This is a genomic window from Streptomyces sp. NBC_00237 (assembly GCF_026342435.1).
GTDB lineage: Bacteria > Actinomycetota > Actinomycetes > Streptomycetales > Streptomycetaceae > Streptomyces.
Map to the genome: position 1 here is coordinate 2,498,713 of NZ_JAPEMT010000002.1, position 16,076 is coordinate 2,514,788.

17 protein-coding genes are annotated in these 16,076 nt (G+C 71.4%); 7 read left to right on the forward strand and 10 right to left on the reverse strand.

All coding sequences use genetic code 11. The features are described from left to right. Positions 1-105: 105 nt before the first annotated feature. Positions 106-1,383 (reverse strand): metallophosphoesterase, encoded by a 1,278-nt coding sequence (locus OG897_RS24840; RefSeq protein ID WP_266660469.1) that lies wholly within the window; start codon positions 1,381-1,383, stop codon positions 106-108. 123 nt (positions 1,384-1,506) lie between these two features. Here OG897_RS24840 and OG897_RS24845 point away from each other — a divergent pair, with 123 nt between their 5' ends. Both OG897_RS24845 and OG897_RS24850 read left to right on the forward strand, forming a co-directional pair. Beyond that, positions 1,507-3,147: a DUF2079 domain-containing protein gene (locus tag OG897_RS24845; RefSeq protein WP_266659457.1), complete on the forward strand. Its 1,641-nt coding sequence runs from the start codon at positions 1,507-1,509 to the stop codon at positions 3,145-3,147. Positions 3,148-3,218: 71 nt separating this feature from the next. Next, positions 3,219-3,458 carry a hypothetical protein gene (locus tag OG897_RS24850; RefSeq protein WP_266659459.1) on the forward strand — a complete coding sequence of 80 codons (240 nt, stop codon included), beginning with the start codon at positions 3,219-3,221 and terminating at the stop codon, positions 3,456-3,458. A 40-nt stretch (positions 3,459-3,498) separates the two neighbouring features. Here the strand turns inward: OG897_RS24850 and OG897_RS24855 are convergent, their stop codons facing one another. Continuing rightward, on the reverse strand, positions 3,499-3,753 hold the full coding sequence (locus OG897_RS24855) for an SCO4848 family membrane protein (protein WP_266659461.1): 255 nt from the start codon (positions 3,751-3,753) through the stop codon (positions 3,499-3,501). 142 nt (positions 3,754-3,895) lie between these two features. On the opposite strand from OG897_RS24855, the gene OG897_RS24860 reads away from it, so the two are divergent. Next, complete coding sequence (locus OG897_RS24860; RefSeq protein WP_323188096.1) at positions 3,896-5,134, forward strand: D-alanyl-D-alanine carboxypeptidase; 1,239 nt, start codon at positions 3,896-3,898, stop codon at positions 5,132-5,134. On the opposite strand, the gene OG897_RS24865 is transcribed toward OG897_RS24860, so the two are convergent. From OG897_RS24865 to OG897_RS24880, 4 genes are all read right to left on the reverse strand, one after another. After that, complete coding sequence (locus tag OG897_RS24865) at positions 5,085-6,032, reverse strand: YihY/virulence factor BrkB family protein (RefSeq protein ID WP_266659465.1); 948 nt, start codon at positions 6,030-6,032, stop codon at positions 5,085-5,087. The genes OG897_RS24860 and OG897_RS24865 overlap by 50 nt on opposite strands. A 23-nt stretch (positions 6,033-6,055) precedes the next feature. Continuing rightward, positions 6,056-6,469, reverse strand: coding sequence for a GtrA family protein (locus tag OG897_RS24870; protein WP_266659466.1), 414 nt, complete (start codon positions 6,467-6,469; stop codon positions 6,056-6,058). Beyond that, positions 6,466-7,362, reverse strand: coding sequence for a decaprenyl-phosphate phosphoribosyltransferase (locus tag OG897_RS24875; RefSeq protein WP_266660471.1), 897 nt, complete (start codon positions 7,360-7,362; stop codon positions 6,466-6,468). The genes OG897_RS24870 and OG897_RS24875 overlap by 4 nt, the downstream gene beginning before the upstream one ends. Before the next feature lie 85 nt (positions 7,363-7,447). Continuing rightward, positions 7,448-7,969, reverse strand: a complete 522-nt coding sequence (locus OG897_RS24880) for a phosphatase PAP2 family protein (protein WP_266659467.1) — start codon at positions 7,967-7,969, stop codon at positions 7,448-7,450. A gap of 181 nt (positions 7,970-8,150) precedes the next feature. Here OG897_RS24880 and OG897_RS24885 point away from each other — a divergent pair, with 181 nt between their 5' ends. Beyond that, complete coding sequence (locus OG897_RS24885) at positions 8,151-9,527, forward strand: FAD-binding oxidoreductase (RefSeq protein ID WP_266659468.1); 1,377 nt, start codon at positions 8,151-8,153, stop codon at positions 9,525-9,527. 20 nt (positions 9,528-9,547) lie between these two features. Continuing rightward, the gene (locus tag OG897_RS24890) at positions 9,548-10,303 is read left to right on the forward strand and encodes a decaprenylphospho-beta-D-erythro-pentofuranosid-2-ulose 2-reductase (RefSeq protein ID WP_266659469.1); all 756 of its coding nucleotides are present in this window, start codon (positions 9,548-9,550) and stop codon (positions 10,301-10,303) included. A gap of 19 nt (positions 10,304-10,322) precedes the next feature. Here the strand turns inward: OG897_RS24890 and OG897_RS24895 are convergent, their stop codons facing one another. Both OG897_RS24895 and trpS read right to left on the reverse strand, forming a co-directional pair. Beyond that, positions 10,323-10,904: a 2'-5' RNA ligase family protein gene (locus tag OG897_RS24895; protein ID WP_266659470.1), complete on the reverse strand. Its 582-nt coding sequence runs from the start codon at positions 10,902-10,904 to the stop codon at positions 10,323-10,325. Between the two features lie 140 nt (positions 10,905-11,044). Beyond that, a complete protein-coding gene (gene trpS, locus OG897_RS24900; protein ID WP_266659472.1) occupies positions 11,045-12,055 on the reverse strand; it encodes a tryptophan--tRNA ligase in 1,011 nt (336 codons plus the stop codon). Positions 12,056-12,265: 210 nt separating this feature from the next. Here trpS and rocD point away from each other — a divergent pair, with 210 nt between their 5' ends. After that, positions 12,266-13,498, forward strand: coding sequence for an ornithine--oxo-acid transaminase (gene rocD, locus OG897_RS24905; protein ID WP_323188097.1), 1,233 nt, complete (start codon positions 12,266-12,268; stop codon positions 13,496-13,498). Between the two features lie 66 nt (positions 13,499-13,564). Here the strand turns inward: rocD and OG897_RS24910 are convergent, their stop codons facing one another. Both OG897_RS24910 and OG897_RS24915 read right to left on the reverse strand, forming a co-directional pair. Further along, on the reverse strand, positions 13,565-14,749 hold the full coding sequence (locus OG897_RS24910) for a glutathionylspermidine synthase family protein (protein ID WP_266659474.1): 1,185 nt from the start codon (positions 14,747-14,749) through the stop codon (positions 13,565-13,567). A 171-nt stretch (positions 14,750-14,920) separates the two neighbouring features. Beyond that, complete coding sequence (locus tag OG897_RS24915) at positions 14,921-15,241, reverse strand: hypothetical protein (RefSeq protein ID WP_266659476.1); 321 nt, start codon at positions 15,239-15,241, stop codon at positions 14,921-14,923. Positions 15,242-15,595: 354 nt separating this feature from the next. On the opposite strand from OG897_RS24915, the gene OG897_RS24920 reads away from it, so the two are divergent. Next, the gene (locus tag OG897_RS24920) at positions 15,596-15,985 is read left to right on the forward strand and encodes an STAS domain-containing protein (RefSeq protein ID WP_266659478.1); all 390 of its coding nucleotides are present in this window, start codon (positions 15,596-15,598) and stop codon (positions 15,983-15,985) included. Positions 15,986-16,076: the final 91 nt, after the last annotated feature.

Here is a 16,076-nt window from a genome sequence, read left to right on the forward strand (position 1 = left end):
TCGGCCTTCGACGATGCGTCACGTTTTTTCCGGCTGCGGCTGCGGCTGCGACCGCGACGGCGACCGCGTCCCCGCCGGAGGTCGTCGGTGCTTCGCGGCGGGCGGTCAGGCCCGGAGGGACGCCAGTTGCACGACGGTGATGTCGGACTGGGCTCCGACGCGGACCGGGGGTCCCCAGGCACCCGCGCCGCGTGACACGTAGAGCTGGGTGTCGCCGTACTTCTCCAGACCCGCCACCGTGGGGTTGGCGAGGCCCGCGACGAGGTTGCCCGGCCAGAGCTGGCCGCCGTGCGTGTGGCCGGAGAGCTGGAGGCCGACCGCGTGGCGTACCGCTTCGTGGATCTGTACGGGCTGGTGGGCGAGGAGGACGCTGGCGCGGGAGCGGTCGCGGTCGCCGAGGGCCTTCGCGAAGTCCGGGCCCTGGCCGAATGCCTCGCCGCCCACGTCGTTGACCCCGGCGAGGTCGAAACCGGCGACCTCGACCCGGGCGTTTTCGAGGGGGTGCAAGCCGAGTTCGCGTACGCGGGTGAGCCAGGGAGCGGCGCCCGCGTAGTACTCGTGGTTGCCGGTGACGAAGAACTGGCCGTGCTTGGCGCGCAGTTGACGCAAGGGCTCGGCGGCCGGGCCGAGGTCTTCGACGGTGCCGTCGACCATGTCGCCGACGATGGCGATCAGGTCGGGCTGGGCGGAGTTGACGGCGTCGACGATGCGTTGGGTGTGGGCGCGGCCGAGGATCGGGCCGAGGTGGATGTCGCTGACGACGGCGATGCGGAAGCCGTGGGCGGTGCGGGGCAGTTGGGCCAGGGGAACGGTGACGCGGGTGATCTTGGGGCCTTGGAGGACCGAACGGGTGCCGAGGGCGACGGTGGTGACGCTGGTGAGGGCGGCGGTGGCGGCGAGGGTGCGGCTCACGAAGAGACGGCGGGAGGGGGTGGGGGTCGCTTCGGGGGCCACCGGGGTGGGGGCTGCCCCTGCGGGGCGGTCTGCGCGGCGGCCTGCGGGGCGGCCTGCCGGGCGGTCCGCCGGGCGGTCCGCCGGGCGGTCTGCGCGGCGGCGCCGGGGCCAACGGACGAGCAGGGGCCGCAGGAGTTCCGCCGCCAGGAGAGCGAGGGTGAGGTAGAGGAGGAGGGCCAGCCAGAGGTAGCCCGGCCAGGCCAGGGCCTGTTGGAGCCAGAAGGGGAAGCCCACACGGCTGGAGAGGAACGCGGAGACGGAGAGGAGCGGGAGGACGGTGAGGGCCGTCGCCCCGGCGCGGCGCACCCGCCGCCCCCGTGCGCCGGGCGGGGCCGCGTCACGGACGAGGCGCTTCCACACGTACCAGTGCACCCCTCCCAGCAGGGCGAACAGGCACAGAACGACCACGACGACCACGATGATCCTCACCACTTGTGCCGGATTCCGCCCGACGGGCCCTCAAAATACCTGTGAGCACGATCATGGGTTCGACCGGGCGGCACCCCCGCCCGCGACACCCCGCCGAATCTGACTTGCGGGAGTTTGGGAACTTTGACCACGTTCACATTCCACCCCCCGAGCCGCGCCGCCGAAGCGGCGGCCACCGGGCGGAAACGGGAGCGAATACGCATCGGGGCCGTTGCCGCCGCCTGCTCCGCGCTCTGCTTCCTGATATCCCTTCAGCAATTCCGGCGGCTCCAACTCGGTGGATTCGATGTCGGGTTGTTCGATCAGGGGATAAGGGCTTACGCGCGCTTCGAACTGCCCCGCTCGATGATCAAAAGCGTCCATCACGGATTTCCGGGCGAATTCTCCTTGCTGGGCGACCACTTCTCACCGATCATCGCCCTCGCGGCCCCTTTCTACTGGGTCTGGGACGATCCGCGCATGCTGTTCCTCGTCCAGGCCCTGCTGTTCGGGGCGGGAGTCCCGTTGGTGGCGAGGCTGGTCCGGATCGAATGCGGCAATGCTGTCGGGGGCAGTGCGCTCGGAGGCAGTGCGCTCGGGGGCAAGGCGCTCGACCCCCTCGTGCTGCGCCGCCTCACCCTCGGTTTCTGTCTGGTGTACGCACTCGGCGCCCCGCTCCTCTACGCGAGCCGCGCCGGATTCCACGAAGTGGCCTTCGCCGTACCGCTGTTCCTGCTGCTCTTCGAGCGGGCGCGGGCGAAGGCGTACGGACACGTCCTGATCGTCGCGGCGCTGCTGTGCCTGACGAAGGAGGATCTGGGGCTGTCCGTGGGGGTCTTCGGCGTGATCCTCGCGGTGCGGGCACGGCGGGCCGGGGACGGGCGCGGGGCGTGCGTCGGCGGCGCGCTGGCCGTGCTCGGGCCGGTCGCTTCGCTGGCCGCGATCGTGCTGGTCATCCCGCTGATGGGCGGGGAGCCGCAGTTCTACTGGCAGTACAGCAGCCTCGGCACGAGTGCGAGCGACGCGCTCGTCCACGTCGTACTGCATCCGCTCGACACGCTGCGCGCCGCACTCACCCCCGCACCGAAGGTGACGCTGCTGCTGTGGACCTTCGGCTCGCTGCTCTTCCTGCCGCTCCGCTCCACGCTCACCCTGTGCGCCGTACCGCTCCTCGCCGAGCGGCTCTTCTCCGACAACGGGCTCCACTGGACGGCACTGCACCACTACGGCGCGTTCATCTGGCCCGTCCTGATCGCCGCGTCGATCGAGACGGCCGCGAGAATCGCCCGTAAAAGGGAGCGGGAAGGTCTCGAATCGCTGGCGAAAGGGGCCGCCGTGCTCGCTGCGGGCATCACCCTCTTCGGGGTGCTGATATCCGGCGCCTGGCACGTGCTGCTGCCCGGCACATGGATACGCGACGCCCGCCAGGAGGCCGCACTCACCGCCGTACGGAAAATACCGGACGGGGTCACCGTGGAGGCCGACAACAACCTCGCGCCCCGGCTCACCGCCCGCACCCGCGTGATGATCCTCGACAACCTGCCCAGGAATGCGGAATGGGTGGTCCTGGACACGGAGAAGAAGGCATTCCCCTTTCCTGCCGTACAGGCGCAGAAGGACCGGCTGCGACTGCTCCGCAATGCGGGGTACGTCACCGAGTACGCGGCCGAGGGCATCGTCCTGCTGCGCCGCCCCTCCCCCGGCACGGTCGTCTCCGGCAGCGTCGAGCAGGGGCGCGGCGACCTGCCGGAGTACGACAACTCTGACGTGCGGGTGTTCGGCTGAGCCTCGCGGGGCCCTGGACACCGCTGAGCCCCGGAGGCCCTCAGATACCGCGCGCCTTCTCCCGCCGCAGCGTGCGCGCGGAATGGGTGGTCCTGGACACGGAGAAGAAGGCATTCCCCTTTCCTGCCGTACAGGCGCAGAAGGACCGGCTGCGACTGCTCCGCAATGCGGGGTACGTCACCGAGTACGCGGCCGAGGGCATCGTCCTGCTGCGCCGCCCCTCCCCCGGCACGGTCGTCTCCGGCAGCGTCGAGCAGGGGCGCGGCGACCTGCCGGAGTACGACAACTCTGACGTGCGGGTGTTCGGCTGAGCCTCGCGGGGCCCTGGACACCGCTGAGCCCCGGAGGCCCTCAGATACCGCGCGCCTTCTCCCGCCGCAGCGTGCGCACCGAACGGAACCCGATCAGGCCGATGCCCGTCCCCAGAAGGAAAGACGTCACGGCGAGCAGCAGGTGCACCCAGAAGTATCCCGTCGGGTCGCCCGCGTCGTCGAAGGCGAGACCGCTCCCGTCCTTCACGAGATTCTTGACGAAAGTGATCCAGATGAACCAGCTCCACACTCCGAAGGCGAGCAGGAACCAGGAGAGGGTGCGGTTGAGCTTCATGGGTCCAGTATCGCCTCCGGCCGGAGCCGGAGGCGCGGGCGGGGCAGGCGGGGCTGCCCCTGCTGGGCTGTCCCGGCGGCTGTTGCGGCGGGTCAGCGACGCGGTGGCCGTATCCATAGCGAGGCCCTGTACGTTCACGTCCGTGCCTGCCGTGAAAAGGACCGCCGTCGCGGTCGCCTCCGCCGCCCTGCTGATGCCCTCGCTCCTCGTCGCACCGGCAGCCCATGCCGCCGACCGGAGCCTGAAGAGCGACGACGAGCCGAAGCCTCCGGCCCGGATGTCCTCCGTGGGCGGCGAGCGGCTCGCCAAGGCGGGTACGCAGATGAACCCGGCGGCGGGCGTTCCCGTACTGCCGAAGGAGCTGTCGGCACGGTCCTGGATCGTCGCGGACGCGGAGAGCGGCGAGGTCCTCGCCTCGCACAACGCGCACTGGCGGCTCGCCCCCGCGTCGACCCTGAAGATGCTGTTCGCGGACACGGTGCTGCCCCGGCTGCCCAAGGAGCAGGTCTACACGGTGAAGCCCGCGGACCTGGCGGGAGTGGGCTCCGGCAGCAGCACGGTCGGCGTCAAGGAGAACCTGCCGTACTCGGTCCGCGACCTGTGGCTGGGGGTGTTCCTCAACTCCGGCAATGACGCCGTGCACGTGCTGTCCGCGATGAACGGCGGCGTGCCCAAGACCGTCGCCGACATGAACGCGCACGCCCGCGAGCTCCAGGCCGTCGACACGAACGTCGTCTCGCCCGACGGGTACGACGCCCCCCGCCAGGTCTCCAGTGCGTACGACCTGACCCTCATCGCACGCTCCGGCATGCAGAAGGCGGACTTCCGGGAGTACGCGTCGACGGTGCGCGCCAAGTTCCCCGGCGAGCAGGGCGAGGGCGGCAAGCGGGGCTCCTTCGAGATCCAGAACACCAACCGGCTGATGACGGGCGAGGGAGTCACCCCGTACCGGGGCATCGCGGGCGTCAAGAACGGCAATACGACGCACGCCGGGGCCACCTTCACCGGCGTCGCCCAGCGGGGCGAGAAGGTGCTCCTGGTGACCGTGATGAATCCGCAGTCCGACGAGAGCCAGGCGGTCTACCAGGAGACGGCCCGGCTGTTCGACTGGGGTTTCCAGGCGGCCGGGAAGGTGAAGCCGGTGGGTGAGCTGGTCGCGCCGAAGAACGTGGACCTCGGGGCGGCGAAGCCCGCTCCCCCGGCGCCGAAGGCCAGGGCGACGCAGCCGCCGACCCGGCTGGCCGCCGTCGAGGACGGCTCCAGCGGGGCCGGCATCGCGCTCGCCGTCGCGGGCGGGGCGCTGGTGGCGCTGGCCGGTGCGGTGTTCCTGGTCAACCGGAAGTGGCCGGTGCCCGCTCTTTCCCGTCGCCGTCAGCCGTAGGGCCGTCGTCAGGGCCGACACCGCTGACGCCGCTCTGGGCGGGCCCGTCCGCGTGCGGGGCGGCCGTCCACGCGGCGCAGACCAGCATCAGCTTCGCCGTGAAGTTGATCCACAGGAGCAGGGCCACGGGCACGCCGAAGGCCCCGTACATGCTCTTCGAGGCGACGCCGCTCATGTAGCCGCCCAGCAGCATCTTCAGCAGCTCGAAGCCGACCGCGCCGATCAGTGCCGCCACCAGCAGGCGGCGGCGCTCCGGCTGGACGCCCGGCAGCAGCGTCAGTACGTACAGCAGGACCAGGAAGTCCGCGCCGACGGCGACCGCCAGGGCGGCGATCCGCAGCAGGATGCCGCCCGCGCCGGACTCGGAGACGTCCAGGGTGCGGGCGGTCCAGCCGACCGCCGTGGAGCCGACGGCGGAGGCGACGAGCGAGCCGAGGCCCGCGCCGCCGAGACCGGCCAGGACCAGGCCGTCCTTGAGTTTGCGCAGGATCGGGTTGCCCTCGTCGGCGTCGTCCAGCTGCCAGACGGTGCGCAGGCATTCGCGCATGGAGCCGACCCAGCCGATGCCGGTGAAGAGGAGCAGGGCGCCCGCGACGATGCCGACCGTGCCCGCGTTGTTGATCAGGGCGTCGATGTCGAGCTGGTCGGAGATGCCGGGGACCTGCTCGGCGATGCTGCTCTTGATCTCGGCGATCTGCTCCTTGCTGAGCACCGCCGCGCTGATCGCCGCGCCGACGGTGATCAGCGGGAAGAGGGCGAGGAAGCTGATGAAGGTGATCGCCGCGGCGAGCCTGCTCCACTTCGCCCGGTCGAGCGTCTCGTACGTGCGCCAGGCGTGCGTGCCCATCAGGCGCGTCACCAGCGGCCCGATCACCGGGAGGTTCTTCAGCCAGTCCATGATCCTTGTGTACCCGCCTGCTCTCAGTTACGGAAAACCAGAGTGCGTGTACCCCAGAAGCGCAGGCAGGTCGCCAGAGCCATCCCGACGAGTGAACCGGAGACGGTGTCGGCGCGCGGCGAGGTGAGGCCGAGCCCGTAGTGGGAGACGGCCAGGCAGAGCAACTGGACGAGCGCGCCCGCCACGTTGACGGCGAAGAAGACCCCGTACTGGCGCAGGCGCGAGACCTGCGCCTCGTGGTTCTTGTACGTCCCCAGAGCGTTGCCCGCGTACGCGACCGTGCACCCGGCGAGGAACGCGACCGCCTTCGCGGAGAGGGGGTCCCAGTCGAGGGGGCCCCGCAGCCAGACGAAGAGGGCGAGGTCGGCGAGGTAGGCGCAGACGCCGACGGCGGCGAAGGAGCCGAGTTCGGACCAGTTGACCCGGGGCGCGCTCACAGGTCGGTGACCGCCAGTGCGTACATCGCCATCCAGACCAGGCCGATCAGCAGCAGTCCCCGGTCGCGCAGGACGACGTCCTCGGGGGCTCCCGCGGTGCCCCGGTCGGCGAAGACGGCGTAGCGGAGGATGCCCACGATGTAGGCGACCATGGACAGTTCGCGCCAGGGGAGGACGCCGCCGTCGGTGGCGCCGCCGCGCTCCATCGCCCACAGGCAGTAGCCGAGCAGGGAGACCCCGGCGGCGAGCTGCCAGACGAAGCGGAGGTAGCCGGTGGTGTACTCGCTGAGCAGGGCGCGGGTCTTGCCGCGCAGCGGGCTGTCGGCCATCTGCACGGCTTCGGAGTACCGCTTGGCGGCGACCATGAACAGCGCGCCGAAGCCGGTGGTGATGAGGAACCAGCGGGAGAGCGGGATGCCCAGCGCGATGCCGCCGATCATGGCGCGCATCAGGAATCCGGTGGTGACGACGACCAGGTCGAGTACGAGTACGTGCTTGAGGCGCAGGCAGTACGCCATCTGCATCACGACGTACCCGGTGAGGAGGGCGGCGGTGAGCGGGTTGCAGAGGAAGGCCGCTGCGGTCGGCGCGAGGACGGCGAGGAGCGCGCCGGTGGCGTGCGCGACGGGGACGGGGACCTGTCCTGCGGCGACGGGGCGGCGGCACTTGGTGGGGTGGGCGCGGTCGGCCTCGGCGTCGAGGGCGTCGTTGATCAGGTAGACGGCGGACGCGGCGGCCGTGAACAGCACGAAGACGACGGCGAGTTGGAGTGCCGAGCGGGTGGTGAAGAGCTGTCCTGCGGCGGCGGGGGCGGCCACCACGAGGCTGTTCTTGATCCACTGGCGGGGGCGTGCGGTGCGCAGCAGGCCCAGCGGCAGGCCGAGGGGGCGCAGCGCGCGGCGCTGCGGGGGGAGGGCGGGGCCGCCGGTGGAGGCGCGGCGGTCCTGCTGCTTTTCCAGGAGGGGGATGACGGTGCGGTCAGACACGGGAAGCCTCCCTGGTCTTCAGCCATTTCGCGCCGATCCCCGCGGTGATCCCGCCGAGGGCCGCACCGGCCGCCACGTCGCTCGGGTAGTGCACGCCGACGACCAGGCGGGACACGCACATCGCGGCGGCCAGCGGCGGGACGACCTGCTTGCCGAAGGGGCCGAGCGCACCGAGGGCGACGGCCGCCGCGGCGGCCGAGGTGGCGTGCGAGCTGGGGAAGGAGTGCCGGCCCCGGGTCTTCACCAGGGGCTGGCGGTCGGGGAGTTGGGGGCGGGGACGGCGTACGACGCGCTTGACGCCCATGCTCGCCAGGTGGGCCGCGCCGATCAGTGCCGTACCGCGCAGCCACGCGCCGCGCCGGTCGCGGTCGACGGCCGCGCCGACGAGTCCGGCGGCCAGCCACAGCGCGCCGTGCTCGCCGCTGAAGGAGAGGGCTCGGGCGGTGGCGGCCACCCGGGGGTCCGTTCCGCAGTCGCGCATCGCGGACAGCAGACGGTGGTCCACTTCTCGCATCTGTCATCCCTTGGATATCGGTGTGCGTGGCCCGGAGGGGCGCACATCAGGGGTGACTCTTGTCGGGAAAATGCAAATATTCATGACATTTCGTGATGACACTCTGTCAACCACCCGTTCCGCTTACGAAACGTGCGATAGGTGACCTAAGAGGTGCTTTCCGGGCGATACGGTCACGCCCATGGCTGACAACACCACGCTCTCCCCCGACGCCGACTCCTTCGCCTCCGTGACCGGCTGGGGCCGCACCGCCCCCACGACCGCCCTGGTGGTGCGTCCGCGCACGTACGAGGAGGCAGCGGCGGCGGTACGGGGCTGCGGGGCGCGCGGCTCGATCGCCCGGGGTCTCGGCCGGGCGTACGGCGACGCCGCGCAGAACGCGGGCGGCTCGGTCCTCGACATGACGGGCCTGGACCGCATCCGCACCGTCGACGCGGACACCGGGATCGTGGTGTGCGACGCCGGGGTGAGCCTGCACCGGCTGATGGAAGTACTGCTTCCGCTCGGCTGGTTCGTGCCCGTGACGCCCGGCACCCGCTACGTCACGGTCGGCGGGGCGATCGGCGCGGACATCCACGGCAAGAACCACCACGTCTGTGGCGGCTTCTCCCGGCACGTCCGCTCGCTCCGGCTCCTGCTCGCGGACGGCGAGGTGCGTGACGTCGTCCCCGGCACGGACCTGTTCGACGCCACGGCCGGCGGCATGGGCCTGACCGGCGTCATCCTCTCCGCGACCGTCCAGCTCCTGCGCGTCGAGACCTCGCTGATGTCCGTCGACACCGAGCGGGCCACGGACCTCGACGACCTGATGACCCGCCTCACCGAGACCGACCACCTCTACCGGTACTCCGTCGCCTGGATCGACCTGCTCGCCCGCGGTGCTTCGATGGGCCGCTCCGTCCTCACCCGGGGCGACCACGCACCGCTCGACGAGCTGCCCGCCCGCGCCCGTCGCCACCCGCTGACGTTCCGGCCCGGCCAGTTCCCCGGCGCGCCCTCCTTCATCCCCGAGGGGCTGCTGGGCCGCACGTCCGTCGGCCTCTTCAACGAGCTCTGGTACCGGCGGGCCCCGCGCGCCCGGGTCGGCGAGCTCCAGAAGATCTCGACCTTCTTCCACCCCCTGGACGGCGTCCCGCACTGGAACCGGATCTACGGGCGCAGCGGCTTCGTCCAGTACCAGTTCGTCGTCCCCTACGGGCAGGAGGAGGCGCTGCGCCGGATCGTCGGCCGGATCTCCCGGCACGGCTGCCCCTCCTTCCTCGCCGTACTGAAGCGGTTCGGCGACGGCGACCCCGGCTGGCTGTCCTTCCCGGTCCCCGGCTGGACGCTCGCCCTGGACATCCCGGCGAACATGCCCCGCCTCGGTGCCTTCCTCGACGAGCTCGACGAGGAGGTCGCCGCCGCCGACGGACGCCTCTACCTGGCGAAGGACTCGCGGGTACGCCCCGAGACGCTCGCCGCGATGTACCCGAAGCTGGCCGACTTCCGCGCCCTGCGCGCCGAGCTGGACCCGCACGGGGTCTTCACCTCGGACCTCTCCCGCCGCCTCGCCCTCTGATCCTCTTCAAGGAGCTCCCCATGAAGGACGCCTTCGGCGCCCCGCAGTCCCTGCTCGTCCTCGGCGGCACGTCCGAGATCGGGCTCGCCACCGCCCGCCGCCTGGTCGCGCGCCGCACCCGTACGGTGTGGCTGGCGGGCCGCCCGTCCCCCGCCCTGGAAGCTGCGGCGACCCAGCTCCGCGAGCTGGGCGCGGAGGTCCGTACGGTCCCCTTCGACGCACTGGACAGCGCCGCGCACGAGGAGGTGCTGGGCAAGGTCTTCGCGGAGGGCGACATCGACATGGTGCTGATCGCCTTCGGGCTGCTCGGCGACCAGGCCCGCGACGAGGCCGAACCGATGGCGGCCGTCCGGGTCGCCCAGACCAACTACACGGGGGCCGTCTCGGCGGGCCTGGTCTGCGCGAACGCCCTCCAGGGCCAGGGCCACGGCTCGCTGGTCGTCCTGTCCTCGGTCGCGGGCGAGAGGGCACGGCGGGCGAACTTCATCTACGGCTCCAGCAAGGCGGGCCTCGACGCGTTCACCCAGGGCCTGGGGGACGCGCTGCACGGGACGGGCGTGCACGTGATGGTGGTCAGGCCCGGCTTCGTACGGACGAAGATGACGGAGGGGATGGAGGAGGCCCCGCTCGCCACGACCCCGGAGGCCGTCGCGGAGGCCATCGAGGCGGGCCTGCGCAGGCGCGCGGAGGTGGTGTGGGTCCCGGGCGCGCTCAGGGCCGTCATGTCGGCCCTGCGCCACGTCCCGCGCCCCCTCTTCAGGCAGCTTCCGGTGTAACGCCCAGGGGCGCGCGACCTCAGTGCAGCGCCGGAGCGTCGTACGGCAGCCCCTGTGGAGGCAGATCCCCCTCCGCACACCCGCCGAAGGCGTAGTCGCACAGCTTCCGCCACACCCCGTCGGCCCCCTGCTCGTACAGCGCGAAGGACTCGCAGGACCACTCGGCGGCGTACGAGGAAAGCTCCTCGTACGCCCGGTCCATGCCCTCCTCGGCGATCCCGTGGGCGACGGTCACGTGCGGGTGGTACGGGAACTGGAGCTCCCGCACCAGCGGCCCCGACGCGTCCCGCACCCGCTTCTGCAACCACGCGCACGCGGACGCGCCCTCCACCACCTTCACGAAGACCACCGGCGACAGCGGCCGGAACGTCCCCGTCCCGGACAGCCGCATCGGGAAGGGCCGCACGGAGTCGGCGAGCGCCGCCAGGTGCGCCTCCACCGCCGGCAGGGCGTCCGCGTCGATCTCGGTCGGCGGCAGCAGCGTGACGTGGGTAGGGATGCCATGAGCGGCAGGGTCCCCGAAGGCCGCGCGCCGCTCCTGGAGCAGGCTGCCGTACGGCTCCGGGACCGCGATCGAAACGCCGAGCGTTACGGTCCCCACGTCGTTCTCCTCGTCGTCACTGCCGGGTGGGTGGATGAAGCTTCGCAGTGCAGTGTGGCGGGCGCAGGGGCCTCAGGGCCAGAGTCCAAGGTCCGGGGCCTGCGGGACAGGCGCCCACCACCGCTGCGTACGGGCGGACCTCAGTGCTTGGCGGGCAGGAAACCGATCCGGTCGTACGCCTGGGCGAGGGTCTCGGCGGCGACCGCGCGGGCCTTCTCGGCGCCCTTGGCGAGGACCGCGTCCAGGGTCTCCGGGTCGTCCAGGTACGCCTGGGTGCGCTCCTTGAACGGCGTGACGAACTCCACCATCTGCTCGGCCAGGTCCGTCTTGAGGGCGCCGTACATCTTGCCCTCGTACTCCTTCTCCAGCTCGGCGACCGTCTTGCCGGTGAGGGTGGAGGAGATGGTGAGGAGGTTGGAGACGCCGGGCTTCTCGACGGGGTCGAAGCGGATGACCGTGTCGGTGTCGGTGACCGCGCTCTTGACCTTCTTCGCGGTGACCTTCGGCTCGTCCAGGAGGTTGATGAGGCCCTTCGGCGTGGACGCCGACTTGCTCATCTTGATGCTGGGGTCCTGGAGGTCGTAGATCTTCGCGGTCTCCTTGAGGATGTACGCCTCGGGGACGGTGAAGGTCTCGCCGAGGCGCGCGTTGAAGCGCTCGGCGAGGTCGCGGGTCAGCTCGATGTGCTGGCGCTGGTCCTCGCCGACGGGGACCTGGTTGGCCTGGTAGAGCAGGATGTCGGCGACCTGGAGGACCGGGTACGTGAACAGGCCGACGGTGGTGCGGTCGGAGCCCTGCTTGGCGGACTTGTCCTTGAACTGGGTCATCCGGGACGCCTCGCCGAAGCCGGTGAGGCAGTTCATCACCCAGCCGAGCTGGGCGTGCTCGGGCACGTGGCTCTGCACGAAGAGGGTGCAGCGGTCCGGGTCGAGCCCGGCGGCCAGCAGCTGGGCGGCGGCGAGGCGGGTGTTCGCACGCAGCTCGGCGGGGTCCTGCGGGATGGTGATGGCGTGCAGGTCCACGACCATGTAGAAGGCGTCGTGCGTGTCTTGCAGAGCCACCCACTGGCGCACGGCGCCGAGGTAGTTGCCGAGGTGGAACGAGCCTGCGGTGGGCTGGATGCCGGAGAGCACACGGGGTCGAGAGGCCATGTTCATCATTCTCTCAGGTGGCGAACCCGACCCCGTCGGGTGGGCGACCGATGCGCCGCCTCCGGTGCGTCACGTGCGGCAGAACGCCGGAGCGAACCCTGAGAGGGGCGGCAAGGTTTCCGCGCCTCCGCCGTGACCGACGATAGAAAGGGGCGCCGTCCGCACCTTTCGCAGGACGGCCGTATCCCGTATCTGACGATCGGAGTTCCCGTGTCGACAACGGATGCCACCACGAACAGCACGAGCACCGCGCGGGCCATCGCCTCCGCGGAGGCGCACAGTGCGCACAACTACCACCCGCTGCCCGTCGTCGTCGCCTCGGCGGAGGGGGCCTGGATGACCGATGTCGAGGGGCGCCGCTTCCTCGACATGCTCGCCGGGTACTCGGCGCTCAACTTCGGGCACGGCAACCGCCGGCTGCTCGACGCGGCGAAGGCGCAGCTGGAGAGAGTGACCCTGACGTCGCGGGCCTTCCACCACGACCGGTTCGCCGCGTTCTGCGACGAGCTGGCGGCCCTGTGCGGCATGGAGATGGTGCTGCCGATGAACACCGGGGCGGAGGCCGTCGAGACGGCCGTGAAGACCGCCCGCAAGTGGGGCTACCGCGTCAAGGGCGTGCCGGACGGCCGGGCCAGGATCATCGTCGCCTCGGACAACTTCCACGGCCGTACGACGACGATCGTCAGCTTCTCGACGGACCCGGAGGCACGCGCGGACTACGGCCCCTACACGCCGGGCTTCGACATCGTTCCGTACGGCGATCTGGCGGCGCTGGAGGCGGCGGTCACGGACGACACGGTGGCCGTGCTCCTCGAACCGATCCAGGGCGAGGCGGGGGTGCTGGTCCCGCCGCCCGGCTACCTGGCCGGGGTCCGGGAGCTGACCGCCTCCCGCAACGTGCTTTTCGTCGCGGACGAGATCCAGTCGGGTCTGGGCAGGACCGGGAAGACCTTCGCCTGTGAGCACGAGGGCGTGGTGCCCGACATGTACGTCCTGGGCAAGGCGCTCGGCGGCGGGGTGGTGCCGGTGTCGGCGGTGGTCTCGTCGGCGGAGGTGCTGGGGGTGTTCAAGGCGGGCGAGCACGGCTCGACGTTCGGCGGGAACCCCCTGGCCTGCGCGGTGGCGCTTGAGGTCATCGCGATGCTGCGCGGCGGCGAGTACCAGCAGCGGGCCGCCGAGCTGGGCGACCACCTGCACAACGAGCTGAACCTGCTGGTCGGCGGGGGTGCGGTACGGGCGGTGCGGGGGCGCGGGCTGTGGGCCGGGGTCGACATCGACCCGGCGCGCGGCACGGGCCGGGAGATCTCGGAGCAGCTGATGGAGAGGGGGGTGCTGGTGAAGGACACGCACGGGTCGACCATCCGGATCGCCCCGCCGTTGGTGATCAGCAAGGAGGACCTGGACTGGGGGCTGGACCAGCTCCGCGCCGTACTGGAGGCGTAGGGACCGGCCGGGTCGGCCCGGTCAGCCGGGCCGGCCACGTCGGCCCGGTCGGCCCGGTCGGCCCGGTCAGAGGATGACGTGGGGCAGGAAGCGGGCGTACTCGTCCGTGACCGGCCCTGCGGACTCCCGGATCCCGAGCCCGGCCGCCTCGTCCTCGATCACCCAGGCGCCGAGCACGGTGCGGTTGCCGTCGAAGTCGGGCAGCGGGGCCAGCTCCTGGTAGCAGAGCTTGTCGTGGGTGGGCGCGGGCGGCGGGGAGCCGGGTTCGTGGAGGGTGACTCCGGCGCCCTCCCTGCCCAGCAGCGGCTTGGCCACGTACCCCTTCTCGTCGGCGAGTTCGCGGGGGCCGTCGAGGTAGGCGGCGAGGAGGTTGGGGTGGCCGGGGTAGAGCTCCCAGAGGATGGCGAGGAGGGCCTTGTTGGAGAGGAGCATCTTCCAGGCGGGTTCGATCCAGCAGGTGGTGCCGGTGCCGCCGCCGTTGTCGAGGGTGGACAGCACGTGGGGGCCGAAGCGGTCGGTGGCCAGCCACTCCCACGGGTAGAGCTTGAAGCAGCTGCGGATGAAGCGGAGCTTCTCGTCGACGAAGCGGCGGGAGAGGCGGTCCCAGCCGATCTGCTCGACGGAGATCGCCTCGGTGCGGATACCGGCCTGTTCGGCGGTCTCGCGCAGATACGCGACCGTCATCAGGTCCTCGCCGAGCTCGTCGCCGTCGGAGTGCGCGAAGTACAGGGGGCCGGGGGCGAGGAGGCGGGCCTGCCTCTTCCAGGCGTCGACGAGGCGTTCGTGGAGGGAGTTCCACTGGTCGGCGCCGGGGAACAGCTCCTCCATCCAGAACCACTGCGGGCTGGCGGCCTCGACGAGGGAGGTGGGGGTGTCGGCGTTGTACTCCAGCATCTTCGCCGGTCCCGTGCCGTCGTAGCGGAGGTCGAACCTGCCGTAGAGGGAGGGGAGTTCGCCGCGGCGGCGCCAGGACTCGGCGATGAGCCCGGCGAGTTTGGGGTCGGTGATGCCGAGGTCCGCGAAGCGGTCGCTCTCGACGATGTGGGCGGCGGCGGCGAGGCACATGGCGTGCAGCTCCTCGACGACCTCTTCGAGGGCTTCGACCTCGGGGAGCGTGAAGGAGTAGTAGGCGCTCTCGTCCCAGTAGGGCCGCAGGGAGTCGTCGGGGTAGCGGGTCAGGGGGTAGATGACCCCCTGCTCCTCGACGATGCGCTGCCAGTCGGGGCGGGGGGTGGCGGTGTGTCGCTTCATGCGGTGGCCTCTTGGAGGGTGAGCGAGGTCGGGCGGGGCGGGGGCTGCGAAGCATGCCCCCAGGGGCGCGGGGAACTGCGCGACCAGCCACGACGCACCCGCACGCGACGGGGGTCCGGGGCGGAGCCCCGGCAGTAAGGGCGGCCCCCAGCAGCACGCGGGAGGAAACCGTCAGCCGCCGCCGGAACCGGAGCAGCCGAAGCCGCCCCGGTCGACCGCCTGCTTGTCGAAGCTGCCGCCCGACACCCGCCTGTTGCTGACGGATCCGCCGTAGTAGTACGCACCGTGGTGCGTCGCGGAGCTTCCGCTGCTGCCCCCGCCGTCGTCATCGTCGTCGCACTCGTAGCTGGGCAGCTCTTCCTGGGTGACCGGGTCGACGCAGCGCCGGTCCGGTTCGTCCCCGCAGGAGGTGAGGGTGAGGGCGAGCACTCCCATGCCGCCGAGCACCACCGTGCTGGACCTCAGTCGTCGCCGTCGCCCTGCCGCTGCCATGCCCGGCCCACTCCCCCGCGTCGTTCACTCGCCACACTGTCTGTCTCTGGACCGTCGACAGACTAGAGGGCCGCCGGGCCCTGAGGAACGCCAGAACCCGGACCGGGGGGATTTGCCCCGGTGGATGGGGAGGGGGGTTCACGGGCGGGGCGGGGATTGGTGAGAAAAGTCCGGGATGGTTTACCCTTCATCTATGCGCGGGATCTTCACCCCGCCTCCCCATACCGCCCCGGCCGGTCTCCCCCGTCCGGCCGGGGCTTCTGTTTCTTCTCCCCTGCCGCCTCTTTTCGCGCGGCCGGGTGATCCTCGGGCCCCGGCGGTGCCCCCGAGGGGCCGGACCTCGTTGCAGACCGCGTGAACACCACTGCAAGCCCCTCTCACATACTGCCGATCCCCACCCCCGTCCGTACCGGCCGTGGCGTCACGCGGCGCCCGCTGCCCGGCGTCGTCGCCGCCTGTCGTACCGAGGGCACCACACTGAATGTCGCCGTACAGGGCGAGATCGACCACTTCACCGCCGCCCCGCTGAGTGCGCTGCTCACGTCGGCGGCGGCGTTCGGACACACCCGGCTGGTGGTCGACGCCTCACGGGTGACGTTCTGCGACTCCGGCTTCCTGAACGCGCTGCTCGCCTGGCGGCGGGGTGGCCGGAGACTGATCCTGGCCGCCGCGTCCGCCGCCGTGGAACGGCTGCTGCGGGCCAGCCGGAGCGGGAAGCTCCTGATGGAGGAGGCGTTGGGGTAGACCCTCGGCGCCACTGGCGACACCTCCGGACCTCCGGCCCCCCGGACTTCGGCCCCCGGCCACCACGCGCACGCTCGCGCGGAGACCGGGG

Excerpts from the sequence above, each read along its gene's own strand:
- OG897_RS24890 (WP_266659469.1), top strand. The coding sequence starts at position 9,548 with ATGAAGGACGCCTTCGGCGCCCCGCAGTCCCTGCTCGTCCTCGGCGGC.
- trpS (WP_266659472.1), bottom strand. The coding sequence starts at position 12,055 with ATGGCCTCTCGACCCCGTGTGCTCTCCGGCATCCAGCCCACCGCAGGC.
- OG897_RS24865 (WP_266659465.1), bottom strand. The coding sequence starts at position 6,032 with ATGGACTGGCTGAAGAACCTCCCGGTGATCGGGCCGCTGGTGACGCGC.
- OG897_RS24910 (WP_266659474.1), bottom strand. The coding sequence starts at position 14,749 with ATGAAGCGACACACCGCCACCCCCCGCCCCGACTGGCAGCGCATCGTC.
- OG897_RS24885 (WP_266659468.1), top strand. The coding sequence starts at position 8,151 with ATGGCTGACAACACCACGCTCTCCCCCGACGCCGACTCCTTCGCCTCC.
- OG897_RS24915 (WP_266659476.1), bottom strand. The coding sequence starts at position 15,241 with ATGGCAGCGGCAGGGCGACGGCGACGACTGAGGTCCAGCACGGTGGTG.
- OG897_RS24880 (WP_266659467.1), bottom strand. The coding sequence starts at position 7,969 with ATGCGAGAAGTGGACCACCGTCTGCTGTCCGCGATGCGCGACTGCGGA.
- OG897_RS24855 (WP_266659461.1), bottom strand. The coding sequence starts at position 3,753 with ATGAAGCTCAACCGCACCCTCTCCTGGTTCCTGCTCGCCTTCGGAGTG.